Here is a 16,381-nt window from a genome sequence, read left to right on the forward strand (position 1 = left end):
TTGAGGCCAAAAAGCTGATGCATATCGGCCGTCGATCCAAGCCTTAACGCGATCCGACCGGCCAGTCGCCCAACACTTCAGCTACCGTGTAGCGCATCGCCTCGCTGTCGCTTAACTGCCGACGCTTGCTGTTGCCGGCCCGTGCCACGCCGGGGCCGTGGCTGCGGTATTCAAAGAAACGAGAATCTTCCGGATGAAATACGGTACGGGTTGGACCGCTCTTTTGCAGGCCAGTCATTGACCACCAGCCATCCTGTGCGATGTGGTCATCCATGAAGCACTCGATGAACACGCTGCTGCCCACCGCGTTCGGGTCGGCGTAACGGCCATCGGGGAAGGTGGCCGCTGGATGCCATGGTCGGCCTAACGCGTGCGAGTTGGCGGGCACCAGGGCGCTCTCGCGCAGCAGCTTGCAACGCAGGAAGACGAGGCCGTAGCGGTCGCGCAGTTGCGTGCTCGGCGCTGTGACATAGCCATGCGGCGCCACGTTGGGCTTGCGGCGCGGGCGGCTCACGATGTCGCAGGCGTCGAACACTGCCTGCCCGGCGCCGAAGATGAAGTCCACATTGCCGCTGACCAGGCAGTCGCGGAAGTAGCTACGCCCGGCGTCAACGAAGAGCGTGTCCTGATAGCCAGTGATTGACACGTTGCGCAACTGCGCACGGTCAGATCCTTTCGCCAGCATCAACGCGACGGCCTGCGGGTCGTTGGTGTAGGTGGGGTCGCCCGGATGCTTGGCGTCGTTGGCGAGGTAGTCATAGCCGTTTTCGATGGTCAGGTTAGTCGCTGCAAAGCCCGGCGCACGAACAATCAGGGTGGCGCAGCCAAACGTGGTCCAGGTGCCGACGCCGGACGGACGCGTTTGCCCGGAGTAGGCATCAAAGCTGATCACGCAACCAGTGCGACTTTCACCAGTCAGGTGAATATTGGGCTTGGTGATTTCCAGCTTCTCGCGGTACAGGCCCGGCCGCAAAGTGATGCGCCATGGCGCGTACCAATCTGTGGGCGCGGCATCGAGCGCCTGTTCCAGCGTGCGAAAGTGTGGCAGCCCAGCGTGTCGTTCGCCCGCCGTGCCTCGGTAAGTTGCATCGACTACCGCGTCTGGCGAGCCGAACTCACGGTGGGTGGCGGCGCCATTCATCGTTGCGCAGCCGCCGATCGCGACCAAGGGGAGAGTGGCAAGTGTTTCAAGCAGATGACGGCGTCTGGATTGCATGGTCGGATGTGGGACAGGAGGTAGGTGTGTACAAGCAAGGTGAGAAATTAGATGTCAGACATCCTATGAGCATGATACACTGCCTCGCGTCGCGTCAAAAAAGCAGCAGAAGACGAGGATGCGGCCTCAGAGACTGGAAAAGGAAGGAACACGCGTGCAACAAAGGCGACCGGCCAGCGGCCCCGGTACATTGACGAGCCTGGAGGCGCAAGCGGCCGGGCGGGCGCAACCCCGACGCACGCGCGAACAGGGGTTCACTCATGTATGAGAACCGCAAGCTGGGCTTCATGTACGTGCTGCCGTTCGTCATCGGCGTCGCGCTGTTCAAGCTCTTCCCGTTCGTGATGTCCTTCGCGCTGTCGTTCACGCAGTACGACCTGATCGAGCCACCCAAGTACATCGGCGTCGAGAACTACCGCGAGATGTTCACGACCGACAAGCTGTTCCCGAAGTCGCTGGGCGTCACGCTGATGTTCGTCGCGCTGACCGTGCCGCTGCGCCTCGCGGCGGCGCTGTTCGTCGCGCAGATCCTCAACTTCAAGCTGCGCGGCATCAACTTCTTCCGCTCGGCGTTCTATCTGCCGTCGATCCTGGGCGGCTCGATCGCCGTGAGCATCCTGTGGCGCTTCATCTTCTCGCGCAACGGACTGATCAACCAGGCGTTGATCGCGCTGGGCTTCGATCCGATCCTGTGGCTCGCTGACGAGCAGTATTCGCTGTGGACCATTGTGCTGCTCAACGTCTGGCAGTTCGGCTCGTCAATGGTGATCTTCCTCGCCGCGCTGCAGAACGTGCCGCAGTCGCTGTACGAGGCCGCCGCGATGGACGGTGCCGGCAAGGGGACCGTGTTCTTCCGCATCACGGTGCCGCTGATCACGCCGGTGATCTTCTTCAATCTGATCATGCAGACGGTGCACGCGTTTCAGGAATTCAACGGGCCGTACATGGTCACCGAGGGCGGGCCGCTGCATTCGACCTATCTGCTGTCGCTCTACATCTACGAGCAGAGCTTCAAGCTGTTCAATCTGGGCTACGGCACGGCGCTGTCGTGGGTGCTGTTCGCACTGGTCGCGGTGCTGAGCGCCGTCGCGTTTTACTCGTCGAAGTACTGGGTGTACTACGCCGGTGAGAAAGAGGGCAAATAAATGAGCGGCGCCTCCAATCCGGTTGTGAACGACACCAGCGACATCGTGGTCGACGGCTACCAGCTGCGTCGCGAGCGCATCAACATGATCGTGCGCTACACGCTGCTGATCGCGGTGGGACTGCTGATGCTGTACCCGTTGATCTGGCTGATAGGTGCCTCGTTCAAGAGCAACGCCGAGATCTTCACCGAGGTCGGCTTCTGGCCGTCGAGCTTCGACATCACGCCGTACGTCAAGGGCTGGAAGACCAGCACCGAATACACCTTCACGCGCTATTTCGCCAACTCGTTCCTGATCGTGATTCCGCGCATCATCGTGACGGTGATCTCCTGCGTGCTGGTTGCCTACGCCTTCGCGCGCTTCGATTTCTTCGGCAAGAAGGTGCTGTTCGCGATCATGGTCGCGACCATGATGCTGCCGCAGATCGTGCTGCGCATTCCGCAGTACATCATGTTCCAGCAGTTCGACATGATCGACTCCTACGCGCCGCTGATCCTGCCCTCAGCCTTCGCGACCGATACTTTCTTCGTGTTCATGCTGGTGCAGTTCCTGCGCGGCATTCCGCGCGACATGGAAGAGGCCGCGCAGATGGACGGTTGCAACTCGCTGCAGATGCTCTGGTACATCATCGTGCCGCTGCTGAAGCCCGCGATCATCTCGGTCATCGTGTTCCAGTTCATCTGGACCATGAACGACTTCATCGGCCCGCTGATCTACCTGTCGAGCGTCGAGAAGTATCCGGTCTCGCTGGCGCTCAAGCTGAGCATAGGCGCGACGGAAGAGGTCGAATGGAACAGCGTCATCGCCATCTCGGTACTCGCGCTGGTGCCCTCGGTGGCGGTGTTCTTCGCCGCGCAGAAGCACTTCGTCGACGGCGTCGCAAGCACCGGCCTCAAGGGCTAGCAAAGTTTACGGAACGAGCACATGGCAAGCGTCACACTCAACCAGATCGCCAAGGTTTACCCGAACGGCTTCAAGGCCGTGCACGAAATCGATTTCAGCATCAACGACGGCGAGTTCGTCGTGCTGGTGGGGCCCTCGGGCTGCGCCAAGAGCACGCTGCTGCGCATGGTCGCGGGGCTCGAGAGCATCACCGGCGGCGAGCTCAGGATCGGTGACAAGGTCGTCAACCGGCTGCCACCCAAGGACCGCGGCGCCGCGATGGTGTTCCAGAACTACGCGCTCTACCCGCACATGAAGGTGCGCGACAACCTCGCGTTCGGGCTCAAGCTGCAGGGACTGCCGAAGCCCGAGGTCGAGGCGCGCGTCAATGAGGCCGCCAAGCTGCTCGAGATCGAGCCGCTGCTCGACCGCTATCCGCGCCAGCTCTCGGGCGGGCAGTCGCAGCGCGTCGCGGTCGGCCGCGCGATCGTCAAGAAGCCGCAGGTGTTCCTGTTCGATGAGCCGCTGTCGAACCTCGACGCCAAGCTGCGCGCCTCGATGCGCGTGCGCATCACCGAGCTGCACCAGCAGTTGAAGGCTGCAGGTCAGCCCTGCACGGTCATCTACGTGACGCACGACCAGGTCGAGGCGATGACGATGGGCGAGCGCATCTGCGTGCTGAAAGAAGGCCGCATCCAGCAGTTCGACACGCCGTCGAAGCTGTACAACGCGCCGGCCAACACCTTCGTCGCGAGTTTCATCGGGTCACCCGAGATGAACATGCTCGACGCGACGCTCAGCACGAACGGCGACAGCGCGACCGCAGAATTGCTCGGCGCATCGGGCGCTGTGCGCGCCAGCGGCCTGCCCGCCCTCGCGGGAGCGACTGTCAAGCTGGGCCTGCGCCCCGAGAACGTGCTCGTCAACGCCAGCGACGAGGCTGGCGTGCTCTGGCTCGACAGCGAGCTGAGCCACATCGAATACATGGGCAGCGAGCTGTTCGCCTACTTCAAAGTTGGCGCGACCACGATCACGAGCCGGGTGCCGGCGAACCAGGCGGGCGAGCTCGCGACGCAGAAGCGCGGCGACCGTGTGCGCATCGGCCTGCAGCTCGCGCAGGCGCACTGGTTCGATGCGGCGAGCGGCACCAATCTCAATACCTCACACTGAAACCGGCCGCATGACCACAGGAGTCCGCATGAAGTTTTCCATCCGCACCTTGAGCGCTTCGCTCTTCTGCTTCGGTCTCACCGGCACCTTCGCGGCGAGCGCCTCCGCGCAGGAATTGCGCTTCTCGTGGTGGGGCGGGGGCGAGCGGCACGAAGCCATGCTCAAGGCCGCGCGCCTGTTCGAGGCCAAGAACCCCGGCGTCAAGATCAAGGCCGAGTACTCGGGCTTTCAGGGCTATCAGGAACGGCTGTCGACGCAGATCGCGGGCCGCAACGAGCCCGACGTGATGCAGGTCAACTGGGCCTGGCTGTCCGCCTTCTCGAAGAACGGCGAGGGCTTCTACGACCTGCGCAAGGCCGGCGCCGCCGTCAAGACCAGCGAGTTCAGCGAGCACGACCTCGCATTGACCACCATCAACGGCAAGCTCAATGCGCTGCCGGTCGGCTTCACGGCGCGCATCTTCTACTGGAACAAGGCCGTCCTCGACAAGGCCGGCGTCGCTATGCCCAAGACCTGGGACGACCTGTTCACCGCGGGCAAGGCATTCCGCGCCAAGGTCGGCGACAAGGGCTATCTGCTCGATGGCAATCTGTACGACTTGATCCTGGTGAGCCACGCCTACGCGTATCAGAAGCACGGCACGCCGTGGATCGATGCCAGGACGGGCAAGGTCGCAATGAGCGCGGCGGCCCTGAAAGACTGGGTGGCGTTCTACAAGCGCCTGCAGGACGAAAACGTCGCGACACCGCTGCCGTATCGCGCGAGTCTCGGCGGCGTCGAAAAGCCCGTCGAGCAGCAGCCCGACTGGGTCGCCGGCAACTGGGGCGGTGTCTACACCTGGGACTCGACGGTGCGCGTGTTTGGCAGCACGCTGCCAGGCAAGGGCAAGGAGCTCGAGGTCGGCGACTTCCTGACGCTGCCGGGCGCCAAAAACAGCGGCATGTTCGGCCGCCCGGTGCACGTCTACGCAGTGTCGAAGCGCAGCAAGCAGCCCGAGCTCGCCGCGAAGTTCGCGAGCTTCATGCTGACCGATCCCGAGGCGATCCGCATTCTCGACGTTACGCGAGGCATTCCAGCGTCGGCCATCGCGTTCCAGATCCTGCAGAAGGAAGACCGCCTGCGGCCGATCGAGGTCAAGGCGTATGCGCGCATCTCGACGCAGCAGAAGTCGAACGCGATCACGCCGCCCGCGCCGCAGTTCGAGCATCCGCGTGTGCAGAAGTTTGTGCGTGAAGTGTTCGAGGCGGTTGGCTACGGCAAGATGACGCCGGATGAAGCCGCAAAACAATTGAATGAGCAGGGTTCAACCATCCTGAACCGCCTGTAGTCACACGGATGCAGGGTGGGCAATTCGTTGCCCGCCAACCGCGAACTGCGCGAACTGAAGTCTGCGATTGCATGACACCGCGTGGGCAGAGCCCACCCTACGCAATAAACGAACCGCGTCACGACCATGCCAAAACACACCGTTCACAACCTGAAATTCCGCACTTACGCCGATCGTGATACAGGTGCCACCGTCACCCAGCTGACGCCGCCCGAAGTGGTCTGCCATCGCAACTACTTCTATCAAAAGTGTTTCAGCAACGACGGCTCACAGCTTCTGTTCGCGGGTGAGTTTGACGGGCGCCGCAACTACTTCATGCTCGACTTTGCGGCAAAGACGGCGCGGCAACTCACCCAGGGTGACGGCGAAAACGCGTTCGGCGGCTTCCTGAGTCCGGACGACAAACTGCTCTACATGGTGCGCGGCGGCCGCTCGCTGATCCGCGTGCATCTCGATACGCTGGCGGAGGACGTCGTCTACACCTCACCACCCGACTGGGTCAGCTATGGCACTTGGGTCGCCAACAGCGCCTGCACCAAGCTCGTGGGCATAGAGATCGCCAAGGACGACTGGTTTCCGTTGTCGGACTGGACCAAGTTCCGCGAGATGTTCCTCAACAAGCCGCGCTGCCGTCTGATCCGCATCGATCTTGCGAGTGGCGAGCGTACGGTGATTCACGAGGAAAAGCTCTGGCTGGGTCATCCACTGTATCGTCCCGGCGACGACAATACGGTCGCGTTTTGCCACGAGGGCCCGCACGACATGATTGATGCCCGCATGTGGTTCATCAATGAAGACGGCAGCAATATTCGCTGCGGCAAGCCGCACGACCAGGGCGAGAGCTGCACGCACGAGTTCTTCGTGCCCGATGGCTCGAAGATGATCTATGTCTCGTACAAGGAAGGCGACCCCAACCGCTACATCCGTTCGCTCGACCCGGCGACGTTACGCGATGATCTGATCATCACCATGCCGCCGTGCTCGCATCTGATGAGCAACCATACCGGCACGCTGATCGTAGGTGACGGCTGCGATACACCGATGGATGTGCAGAACAAGGAAGCCCATACGCTGGAGCCCGACCCCTATCTGCATGTATTCGATGTGAACACCAGGACCGACCGCAAGGTGGCGCGCCACGACACGTCGTGGGCGGTGGTCAAGGGCGACCGCCAGTTGACGCATCCGCACCCCTCGTTCAGTCCGGACGAGAAGTCGGTGCTGTACTCATCGGACTGCAATGGCAACACGGCGCTGTTTCTGGCGTCCGTTCAGTAACCAGCATCATGCGCAGTGACGTGTGCGGTGCGACGGCGTGCCTGCTGATCGCCACGCTGATCGTTGCTGGCTGCGGCACGGCACCCGGCAGGCCAACGGCGCCCGCCGCCACCAGTACATCGGCGTCGAGGCTAACCTCGATGTCTACCGATCAGGGCTGGGCGGGGCTTGACGGGCCGGTGACCGGTGGTGCCGAGGCAAGAGCAGAGCACATCTACCGCGTACGCAACCGTGCCGAGCTGGTGGCTGCGTTGTCCGGTGGTGGATCGCGGCACTCGCGTGATACACCGAAGGTCGTTTACGTCGAAGGCAACATCGACCTCAGCGTTGATGCGCAGAACCGGCCGCTGACCGAAGCCGACTATCGAGACGCCGAATTCAGCTGGGACGCGTACGCCAAGGCCTACGAGCCGGTGACCTGGGGCAAGACCGCGCCCAGCGGCCCGCAGGAAGCCGCGCGCAGGCGTTCTGCCGAGCGGCAGGCGGCGGTGGTGGTGATCCCGGTGGGCTCCAACACCAGCCTGATCGGCGTCGGCCGCGATGCAATGATCAAACATGGCAACCTGATGGTGCGCGATGCGCATAACGTGATCATTCGCAACATCACCTTCGAGGACGCCTACGACTACTTTCCGGCGTGGGACCCGAAGGACAACGCCAACGGCGAGTGGAATGCGGAATACGACAACGTCACGCTGGTCAATGCGCGACGGGTATGGATTGACCGTTGCACTTTCAGCGACGGTGCACGGCCGGATCGCATCAATCGCTCGCTGTTCGGCCGCCCGATGCAGTTTCACGACGGCCTGCTCGACATCATCCGTGGATCCGACCTGGTCACCGTCTCCTACAACCACTTCAAAAATCACGACAAGGGTCTGCTGATCGGCAATAGCGACAGCCGCGCCGATGACGAAGGCAAGCTGCGGGTGACGATGCATCACAACTGGTTTGAGGATGTGAAGGAACGCTCGCCGCGCGTGCGCTACGGTCGGGTGCATCTCTACAACAACCTCTACAGCGCCAGTCCCGGTGCCGACTACCCCTACGGCTATTCGATCGGCGTCGGCTTCAAGTCGCGCATCATCGCGGAAGACAACGTGTTCGCGCTGCCGCAGCGGGCAAACCTGACGCCGTTCAAATTGTGGCGGGGTGAACGCATCGGGGCGTCCGGCAATCGCTGGGCGGACGCCATCGCCGGGCCGGATGTGGACGCGGTGGCGCTGTTGCAGCGGCAATCTGCCAGCGCGTCCATCATTGCAGAGCCGGGCTGGGTGGTGCCGTACGGCTACGCCCGTGATGCGGTAGTTGATGTCGCGGCAAAGGTGCGCGCTGGCGCAGGGGCAGCACGTCAACCGTAACACTTGGGCGGGGTGGCCGGTCGCGCTGGCACCGTCAGCACAAGAAGAGCACGGCTTTCAGAATCCGATGTGTCTGATGATACGACGTAGGACATCTTATGATATGTTCCGACTGTGCGGTCGCGCCGCGATCCCCGAGGCGCTGCCGCACAACCGCAGCATCCGGCCACAACAACACAAATTCGGGTAACCGCTGCGGACAAACAGGAGGTTCGTCATGCAGTTGTTTCCCGGTATCAGTTCGCTCGGCGCCATCGCTGCAATCGCAGTCTGCTCACTCATTGCCGTTGCCCCGGTGTCGGGCCAACAAGGCGCTGCACCACCGGTTGCAGCGGCCAGCGCAGTGAATCTTCGTCTGTGGAATATTCACCCGGAAGGCTACCCGGTCACTGTCGCACTCAACAGTTTCGCGGAAGACGTCCGGGCAAGGACCGGCGGCCGCGTCAACGTGCAGGTTTTCTCCAACGCCGTGCTCGGTGACCAGCCAAAGGCAGTGAGCATGCTCAAGGCGGGTGAGCTGGACATGGGCGAATTCGGCCTGGCGCCGCTGACCGAGGCAGTGCCCAGCATGAAGGCCATCACGCTGCCGTTTTTGTTCCAGGACGCCGAGCACATGTTCCGCCATATGGATGGCGCAATGGGTGACAAATTCAAGGAGCGACTCTCCGCCGCCGGCTTTGTCGTGATTGGCTGGTACGACGGCGGTGCGCGCTCGTTCTACTGCGTCGGCAAGCGGGTGCAGGGCCCACGCGACTTCGCCGGGCTGCGCATCCGCGTGCAGGGTACCGAAATCTTCAAGGAAATGATTACCTTGCTGGGCGCCACGCCGACGATGGTGCCGTACAAGGATGTGAAGGGGGCATTCGAAGATGGCAAGATCGACTGCGCGGAAAACAATTTGCCATCGTTCATTTCGGCCGGACACTACAAGCACGCCAAGTATTTCTTTCAGACCAATCATGTGGTGACACCCGAGGCGCTGGTGGTGTCGACCGCCGCCTGGAAGAAGCTCAGCACCGCCGATCAGGCTGCGATCCGTGCGGCAGGGCAGGCGTCGGCGGTTTACATGCGTCAGCTCTGGAACAAGCAGGTGGACGAGGCTCGCGCTACCGCAGTGAAGGCGGGCATCGTGTTTGACCGCCCCATCGAGTATGGCGCTTACGTGAGCCGCATGAAGCCAATGCACCAGAAGTATTGGCGCGATGCCTCGACGCGTGACGAACTGCTGACGATCCTGGCGAACTGAGTGGCGTAAAAAAATGCGGCAAGAAGCATTGCGTTTGAAAGAGGTCATCTGATAAGATGTCATACAACAAGATCAAACGCAATCTCATCGGAGCTACGTCGCCTGCGGGCTCACCGCAGGTTCAATACGCATGACACCTTCAGAACTCAAGTCCACACTGCAGTCCGGTCTCCTTTCGTTCCCGCTCACCGATTTCGATGCGGCTGGCGACTTCAACGCCGATGGCTATCGCCGCCGCCTCGAATGGCTCGCGCCGTACGGAGCAACGGCACTGTTCGCGGCCGGCGGTACGGGTGAGTTCTTTTCGCTGACCGGCGACGAATATCCGCTGATCATCAAGACTGCTGTGGATACCTGTCGCGGCAAGGTGCCCATCATCGCCGGTGCCGGCGGACCCACGCGCTTTGCGATCGCCTGCGCGCAGGCGGCCGAGCAGGCGGGTGCGCAGGGCATCCTGCTGCTGCCGCACTATCTGACCGAAGCAGGGCAGGAAGGCATCGCGGCACATGTAGAAGCTGTATGCAACAGCACGAAGCTCGGCGTGATCGTCTACAACCGCGCGCAGAGCCGTCTTTCCCCGACAACACTGGCCGGGCTGGCGGAACGCTGCCCTAACCTGATTGGCTTCAAGGACGGCATCGGCGACATCGAGCTGATGGTCTCGATCTATCAGAAGATGGGCGATCGCTTTTCGTACCTCGGCGGTCTGCCAACGGCGGAGGTGTATGCCGCAGCCTACAAGGCGCTCGGCACGCCGGTGTACTCGTCGGCAGTGTTCAACTTCATCCCGCGTACGGCGATGGACTTCTACCATGCGGTCGCCGCCAACGACCAGGGGACGCAGGATCGTCTGCTGAAAGATTTCTTTCTACCCTACCTGACGATCCGCAATCGCATGCCGGGTTACGCCGTCAGCATCGTCAAGGCGGGTGCTGCGATCGTTGGCCACGGCGCCGGGCCAGTGCGTCCGCCGTTGACGGATCTCGTCGCGGAAGAGGTGAACGAGCTGGCAACCCTGATCAAGGCGCTGGGTCCGCAGGACTGACCGGTCGCAGGCGGCCGACACTGCTGTCTGCGGCGTGCGAACCCGCCCGGCGTCGGACCAACCGGGCCGGGACGTTATGCCTTTTTTGTTGCAATGGCTTTCGCATTGGGCGCCAGGGGCGAAAGTGCGTAAAGTCGATAAACAGGCAAACAGGCTCGCAAGCCCAATTCGTATGCGCCTTTCAGTAAAAAGCTATAAGCGGTAGCTGCATGGTGTCCGGTTCGCATCGGGTTAGCGTTAACATCAGGCATCGTGCCTTCGTCCTCCCGCTCTTCCACGGCGTCGTCTGCGACGCGCTCATCCCGCACCAGACCGGCTCGCCGCACGCCGCGCCGTGGCACCGGCGGCACCACGCTGAACGATGTCGCCGCGCTCGCCGGTGTGTCGGCCATTACGGTGTCGCGGGCGCTGAAGAAACCCGACGTGGTGGCGCAGGAAACGCTGGCACGTATCCAGGACGCCGTTGCGCGCACCGGCTACGTGCCCAACCTGATCGCCGGCGGTCTCGCGTCCAATCGCACTGGCCTGATTGCGGCGCTGGTGCCAACCATTGCCGGATCGGTCTTCCTCGATACCGTGCAGGCGCTAACCGATGCCTGCGACGAGGCCGGCTGCCAGTTGATGCTGGGGCAGAGCGGCTACACCGGTTTTCGCGAGGATGCACTGATCAACGCTATCGTCGGCCGCCGTCCGGACGGTATCGTGCTCACCGGCATCATGCACTCGCCCGAGGGGCGCAAACGGCTCCTGGCTTCCGGCATTCCGGTGGTCGAAACCTGGGATCTGACACCAACGCCGATCGACATGCTGGTCGGCTTTTCGCACGAGCGGGTCGGCATGGAGGTGGCGGATTACCTCTATGGCAAGGGCTATCGGCGGCCCGCCATCGTCACGGCCGAGGACTACCGCGCCGGGTTGCGGCGAGCGGGCTTCGAGCACCGCATGCGTTCGCTTGGCGTGCTGGACATTCCGGTGCGGGTGGTCACCGCCCCGACCATGCTGCGGCATGGCCGCGAATCGATGACCGAGCTGATGCAGCGCACGGCGCCTCCAGATGTCATTTTCTGCAGCTCGGACGTGCTCGCCCACGGCGTCATCACCGAGGCGCAGGCGCGTGGCATGCAGGTGCCTGGGGACATCGCGGTAATGGGCTTCGGCGATCTGGCGTTTTCCCCGTACTTGCATCCCGCCTTGAGCACCGTCCACATCGACGGTACCGCGATCGGCCGGCAGGCCGCCCGGTTCATTCTCGACCGGATCGAAGGTCACGACATCGGCGAGCGGGTGCGCGACATCGGCTTCACGATCGTCCCGCGTCAGAGCGCCTAGCGGCCTCGTCCAATTCACCCCGCCATGGGGTGACGCAGCTTTTGGCAGTTTTGACGCCAAAACGACAGCATTGCGCAAATGTTAGCGCTATCATTGACGCTGTGAAAACTGGACGGCGCGTCCACAAAGCGCCAGATCAACCAGTCCGCTGACATCGCACCACTGCATTGGAACGTTGAAATGACCACACGCAAAAAGCCCGAAGAACTCCGCAGCCACCGCTGGTACGGTGTCAAAGACCTCCGCTCGTTCGGGCACCGCTCACGCACCGCGCAGATGGGCTATCACCGCAGTGATTACGCTGGCAAGCCGGTCATCGCGATCATCAACACCTGGAGCGACATCAATCCCTGTCACACGCACTTCAAGCAGCGCGTGGAAGAGGTGAAGCGCGGCGTCTGGCAGGCAGGCGGCTTTCCTGTCGAAATGCCAGCGCTGTCGCTCTCCGAGCCGATGCAGAAACCAACCACCATGCTCTATCGCAACCTGCTGGCGATGGAGACCGAGGAGCTGCTCAAGTCCTATCCGGCCGACGGCTGCGTGCTGATGGGCGGCTGTGACAAGACCACCCCGGCGCTGGTGATGGGTGCGGTGTCGATGAACCTTCCAACGATCTTCCTGCCCGCCGGGCCCATGCTGCGCGGTGACTATAAGGGGCAATACCTCGGCTCCGGCTCTGACACCTGGAAATACTGGGCTGAGCTGCGCGCTGGCAACATCACCGAGAACGACTGGCAGGACGTGGAGGACGGCATCGCCCGCTCGCCCGGTCACTGCATGACGATGGGCACTGCGTCCACGCTGACCAGCGCCGTCGAAGCGCTGGGCCTCACGCTGCCCGGCGCTGCGTCGATCCCGGCGCCGGACTCGCGCCACGCGCAGATGGCCACGCTCACCGGCAAACGCATTGTCGATATGGTGTGGGAAGACCTGAAACCGCTCGACATCCTGACCAAGCAGTCGTTCCGCAATGCGGTCACCACCGTGCTCGCGCTTGGCGGCTCGACCAACTCTGTGGTGCATCTGGTCGCCATGGCCAAGCGCTCCGGTATCAGCCTGAACATCGACGAGTTCGACGAAATCGCGCGTTCGACCCCGGTAATCGCCAATCTGCGTCCGAGCGGCAAGTACCTGATGGAAGATTTCTATTACGCAGGTGGCCTGCGCGCCTTCCTCGCGCGGCTGGGTGATCGCATCGACGGCACACAGAAGACCTGCATGGGCACCACGCTGGGCGAGAACATTGCCGACGCCAAGGTCTACAACGATGACGTGATCATGCCGCTCGACAAGCCGCTGGTCGCCAAGGATGGCCTTGCGGTGCTGCGTGGCAATCTGGCACCCGGTGGCGCTGTCATCAAGCCCGCCGCGATGGAGCCGCATCTGCGCAAGCATCAGGGCAAGGCCGTGGTGTTCAAGGACTACAACGACATGTCGGCGCGCATCGATTCGCCTGACCTCGATGTCGATAAGGACAGCGTGATCGTTCTGCAAAGCGCCGGTCCGCAGGGCGCGCCGGGCATGCCGGAGTGGGGCCAGTTGCCGATTCCGCAGAAGCTGTTGAAGGAAGGCGTACGTGACATGCTGCGCATCAGCGACGCACGCATGAGCGGCACCAGCTACGGCGCCTGCGTGCTGCACGTAACGCCCGAGTCGCACGTGGGCGGCCCGCTGGCGCTGGTTCAGACGGGCGACGTGATCGCGATCGACATCGAAGCGCGCAGCATCAACATGCTGGTCAGCGACGACGAACTCGCGCGCCGCCGCGCCGCATGGAAGCCGCCGATCCCGAAGTTCACCCGCGGCTATGGTGCGCTGTACCTCAAACACATCCAGCAGGCCGACAATGGCTGCGACTTTGACTTCCTCGAGCCCGGCTACGGCGAGGTCAATCCGGCTGGCGGTGAGCCGGAGATTCACTAGACGGCAACGCTGATAAACGCTGTTGTCCCCGCGAAGGCGGGGACCCATACCGTGCGCTGGGTCGTGTAATGAGCAAGATGCGCTGCGCATGGTCCGCTCTGATTTCCGCCTTCGCGGACATGACAACTCAACGTTCAATCACACGCGGCAATGACACAGCAGTGAACAAGAAGCACCAATCAACAAGGAGAGGCATGTGGAACACAATACAGAACGCGACTCATCAGAGTCGTTGTCGCTTGGCCGCCGCCAGCTGTTGCGCGGCGCTGTCGCATCAACCGTTGCATTAGGAGCGGCAGGCATGGCCAACGCCAACGCAGGTGCGGGCTCCGCAGTGGGCCCGGGTTTCGATTTCAAACCGAGTCAGCGCTACCCGGATCCGGCCGTGCAGATTCTTGACCCGAGTTTTGCCAAGTACCGCATCTACAGCAGCACCGTGGAACAGGTCGGCACCGGCATGCGCTGGGCTGAAGGTCCCGTCTATTTCGGCGATGCACGCTGCCTGCTGGTCAGCGACATCCCTAACAACCGCATCATGCGTTACGACGAAGTCACCGGCAGCTTCACCGTCTGGCGGCAGCCGTCGAACTTTTCCAACGGCATGTGCCGTGATCGCCAGGGCCGTCTGCTCACCTGCGAGCATCTGACGCGCCGCGTCACGCGCACTGAGTACAACGGCAAGATCACCGTGCTGGCCGATAAATTCAATGGCAAGCCGCTCAACTCGCCGAACGACATCGTCTGCAAGTCCGACGGCTCGATCTGGTTCACCGATCCCCCGTTCGGCATCGGCGGTCACTGGGAAGGTGACAAGGCCACGCCCGAGCTGCCGCATTCGGTCTATCGCATTTCGCCCGATGGCAAGCTGAGCCTGGTGACGGACAAGCTGGCCGGGCCGAACGGGCTGGCTTTCTCACCGGACGAGAAGAAGCTCTACATCGCGGAATCGCGCGCCACGCCGAACCGCGTGATCGCTGCCTTCGATGTTGGCGCTGACGGCAGCATTTCCAATCGCACCGTCATTGTGGATGCCAACGGCCCCGGCTCGATCGATGGCTTCCGCGTCGATACCGACGGCAATCTCTGGTGCGGCTGGGGCAGCAATGGGTCGCCGACGGCCAAAGCCGAAGAATTGGATGGCGTGATGGTGTTCAATCCCGCCGGCAAGGCGATCGGCTTCATTCGCCTGCCCGAGCGCTGCGCGAACCTCACGTTTGGCGGCCCGAAGAACAACCGCCTATACATGGCGAGCTGCCACTCTTTGTACGCGCTTTATGTGGAGGCGGTGGGGGCGGCTTAGGCGCCTGCCGCAAGTCCCCCCTGTACGGCAGGGGAGACGTCTGCGCAGCAGACAGAGGGGTTGGTCGCTCAAGACTGGCGTTCTTTCGCACCGCGCGACCCCTCCGCCCCTTCGGGGCACCTCCTTTGCCTTGCAGGGGAGGCTGTTGGATTACTTTTGGTTGATAGCAGCATCATGATGACCATCAAGCGGATATCTCACCTCCTGGCCCTGGGCGCGCTCTGCGCAGTGCATTCGGCACCGACATTCGCGCAAGCCTATCCCTCCAAACCAGTCACTGTGGTGGTGCCGTTTTCGCCCGGCGGTGGCACTGACATTGGCGCCCGCCTGATTGCGCAAAAGCTCACTGCCAAGTGGGGGCAATCGGTCATCGTCGAAAACCGCGCGGGTGCCGGCGGGCTGGTCGGCGCCGATCTGGTCGCCAAAGCGAAGCCAGACGGTTACACCCTGCTGGTCGGCAACGTCGGTACCCAGGCGATCAATCAGTCGCTGTACAAGATGCCCTACAACGCCGACACGGCATTTGCGCCAATCTCGATGATTGCCGAGCTGCCGTTCGTGATGCTGGCTGGGCCGAGCGTGACCGCCAAGACGCCGAAAGAGTTTGTCGCACTTGCCAAGGCCGAGCCAGGCAAGCGCACCTACGCAAGTTCGGGACAGGGCGGTTCGCCGCACCTGACCGCCGAGATCTTTCAGGGCGCAGCAGGCGTCAAGCTAACGCACGTGCCGTACAAGGGCGGTGGCCCCGCGATGACCGACCTGATGGCTGGTCACGTCGATATCCTTTTTGCCTCGGTGCTTGAAGGTTCGGGCCACGTCAAGGCAGGCAAGCTGAAGGCGCTGGCAGTGAGCAGCGCTACGCGCTCGCCGGCGCTGCCGGATGTGCCCACGCTCGCGGAGGCGGGTATTGCCAATTCCGAATCCGGCTCGTGGATTGCCATGTTCGCTCCCACTGGCACGCCGCAAGCCATCGTTGACAAGATCGCTGCCGACATCAAGGAGGCCGTTGCCCAGGCGGATACGAAGCAGACGCTGATCGGCCAGGGTGCCACGCCCTGGTCCACCACGCCGTCCGAGCTCAAGGCCATCATCGAACGTGATCGCGTTCGCTACGGCAAAGTCATCACTGATCGCAGCATCAAGGTCGAATAAGTCGAAC

13 protein-coding genes are annotated in these 16,381 nt (G+C 62.5%); 12 read left to right on the top strand and 1 reads right to left on the bottom strand.

Annotated elements, in window-relative coordinates; genetic code table 11:
• Window positions 1-43: 43 nt before the first annotated feature.
• Window positions 44-1,216: a pectinesterase family protein gene (locus tag FKL89_RS09465; protein WP_156862520.1), complete on the bottom strand. Its 1,173-nt coding sequence runs from the start codon at window positions 1,214-1,216 to the stop codon at window positions 44-46.
• 260 nt (window positions 1,217-1,476) lie between these two features.
• Here FKL89_RS09465 and FKL89_RS09470 point away from each other — a divergent pair, with 260 nt between their 5' ends.
• From FKL89_RS09470 to FKL89_RS09525, 12 genes are all read left to right on the top strand, one after another.
• The gene (locus FKL89_RS09470) at window positions 1,477-2,361 is read left to right on the top strand and encodes a carbohydrate ABC transporter permease (protein ID WP_156862521.1); all 885 of its coding nucleotides are present in this window, start codon (window positions 1,477-1,479) and stop codon (window positions 2,359-2,361) included.
• Window positions 2,362-3,264 carry a carbohydrate ABC transporter permease gene (locus FKL89_RS09475; protein WP_156862522.1) on the top strand — a complete coding sequence of 301 codons (903 nt, stop codon included), beginning with the start codon at window positions 2,362-2,364 and terminating at the stop codon, window positions 3,262-3,264. It abuts the gene before it with no gap.
• A 21-nt stretch (window positions 3,265-3,285) separates the two neighbouring features.
• A complete protein-coding gene (locus FKL89_RS09480; RefSeq protein ID WP_156862523.1) occupies window positions 3,286-4,413 on the top strand; it encodes an ABC transporter ATP-binding protein in 1,128 nt (375 codons plus the stop codon).
• Between the two features lie 28 nt (window positions 4,414-4,441).
• Window positions 4,442-5,740 (top strand): ABC transporter substrate-binding protein, encoded by a 1,299-nt coding sequence (locus tag FKL89_RS09485; RefSeq protein ID WP_162527468.1) that lies wholly within the window; start codon window positions 4,442-4,444, stop codon window positions 5,738-5,740.
• Window positions 5,741-5,866: 126 nt separating this feature from the next.
• Window positions 5,867-7,018 carry an oligogalacturonate lyase family protein gene (locus FKL89_RS09490; protein ID WP_156862525.1) on the top strand — a complete coding sequence of 384 codons (1,152 nt, stop codon included), beginning with the start codon at window positions 5,867-5,869 and terminating at the stop codon, window positions 7,016-7,018.
• Window positions 7,019-7,026: 8 nt separating this feature from the next.
• Window positions 7,027-8,379: a pectate lyase family protein gene (locus FKL89_RS09495; RefSeq protein ID WP_156862526.1), complete on the top strand. Its 1,353-nt coding sequence runs from the start codon at window positions 7,027-7,029 to the stop codon at window positions 8,377-8,379.
• Between the two features lie 217 nt (window positions 8,380-8,596).
• On the top strand, window positions 8,597-9,625 hold the full coding sequence (locus FKL89_RS09500; protein WP_156862527.1) for a TRAP transporter substrate-binding protein: 1,029 nt from the start codon (window positions 8,597-8,599) through the stop codon (window positions 9,623-9,625).
• Between the two features lie 130 nt (window positions 9,626-9,755).
• Entirely contained in the window at window positions 9,756-10,670 is a 915-nt protein-coding gene (kdgD, locus tag FKL89_RS09505; RefSeq protein WP_156862528.1) for a 5-dehydro-4-deoxyglucarate dehydratase, read from the top strand.
• Window positions 10,671-10,922: 252 nt separating this feature from the next.
• The gene (locus FKL89_RS09510) at window positions 10,923-11,999 is read left to right on the top strand and encodes a LacI family DNA-binding transcriptional regulator (protein ID WP_156862529.1); all 1,077 of its coding nucleotides are present in this window, start codon (window positions 10,923-10,925) and stop codon (window positions 11,997-11,999) included.
• Between the two features lie 180 nt (window positions 12,000-12,179).
• Window positions 12,180-13,922 (top strand): L-arabinonate dehydratase, encoded by a 1,743-nt coding sequence (araD, locus tag FKL89_RS09515; RefSeq protein ID WP_156862530.1) that lies wholly within the window; start codon window positions 12,180-12,182, stop codon window positions 13,920-13,922.
• A gap of 301 nt (window positions 13,923-14,223) precedes the next feature.
• Window positions 14,224-15,222 (top strand): SMP-30/gluconolactonase/LRE family protein, encoded by a 999-nt coding sequence (locus FKL89_RS09520; protein ID WP_156862531.1) that lies wholly within the window; start codon window positions 14,224-14,226, stop codon window positions 15,220-15,222.
• Between the two features lie 174 nt (window positions 15,223-15,396).
• Window positions 15,397-16,374 (top strand): Bug family tripartite tricarboxylate transporter substrate binding protein, encoded by a 978-nt coding sequence (locus FKL89_RS09525; RefSeq protein ID WP_337786234.1) that lies wholly within the window; start codon window positions 15,397-15,399, stop codon window positions 16,372-16,374.
• Window positions 16,375-16,381 lie beyond the last annotated feature (7 nt).

This window comes from Casimicrobium huifangae (assembly GCF_009746125.1).
Lineage (GTDB): Bacteria > Pseudomonadota > Gammaproteobacteria > Burkholderiales > Casimicrobiaceae > Casimicrobium > Casimicrobium huifangae.

What these genes read in the sequence shown, in the direction of transcription:
- araD (WP_156862530.1), top strand. Translation starts at nt 12,180, where the DNA reads ATGACCACACGCAAAAAGCCCGAAGAACTCCGCAGCCACCGCTGGTAC.
- FKL89_RS09500 (WP_156862527.1), top strand. Translation starts at nt 8,597, where the DNA reads ATGCAGTTGTTTCCCGGTATCAGTTCGCTCGGCGCCATCGCTGCAATC.
- FKL89_RS09475 (WP_156862522.1), top strand. Translation starts at nt 2,362, where the DNA reads ATGAGCGGCGCCTCCAATCCGGTTGTGAACGACACCAGCGACATCGTG.
- FKL89_RS09465 (WP_156862520.1), bottom strand. Translation starts at nt 1,216, where the DNA reads ATGCAATCCAGACGCCGTCATCTGCTTGAAACACTTGCCACTCTCCCC.
- FKL89_RS09470 (WP_156862521.1), top strand. Translation starts at nt 1,477, where the DNA reads ATGTATGAGAACCGCAAGCTGGGCTTCATGTACGTGCTGCCGTTCGTC.
- FKL89_RS09485 (WP_162527468.1), top strand. Translation starts at nt 4,442, where the DNA reads ATGAAGTTTTCCATCCGCACCTTGAGCGCTTCGCTCTTCTGCTTCGGT.
- FKL89_RS09525 (WP_337786234.1), top strand. Translation starts at nt 15,397, where the DNA reads ATGATGACCATCAAGCGGATATCTCACCTCCTGGCCCTGGGCGCGCTC.
- FKL89_RS09480 (WP_156862523.1), top strand. Translation starts at nt 3,286, where the DNA reads ATGGCAAGCGTCACACTCAACCAGATCGCCAAGGTTTACCCGAACGGC.
- FKL89_RS09490 (WP_156862525.1), top strand. Translation starts at nt 5,867, where the DNA reads ATGCCAAAACACACCGTTCACAACCTGAAATTCCGCACTTACGCCGAT.
- FKL89_RS09520 (WP_156862531.1), top strand. Translation starts at nt 14,224, where the DNA reads ATGGCCAACGCCAACGCAGGTGCGGGCTCCGCAGTGGGCCCGGGTTTC.
- kdgD (WP_156862528.1), top strand. Translation starts at nt 9,756, where the DNA reads ATGACACCTTCAGAACTCAAGTCCACACTGCAGTCCGGTCTCCTTTCG.
- FKL89_RS09495 (WP_156862526.1), top strand. Translation starts at nt 7,027, where the DNA reads ATGCGCAGTGACGTGTGCGGTGCGACGGCGTGCCTGCTGATCGCCACG.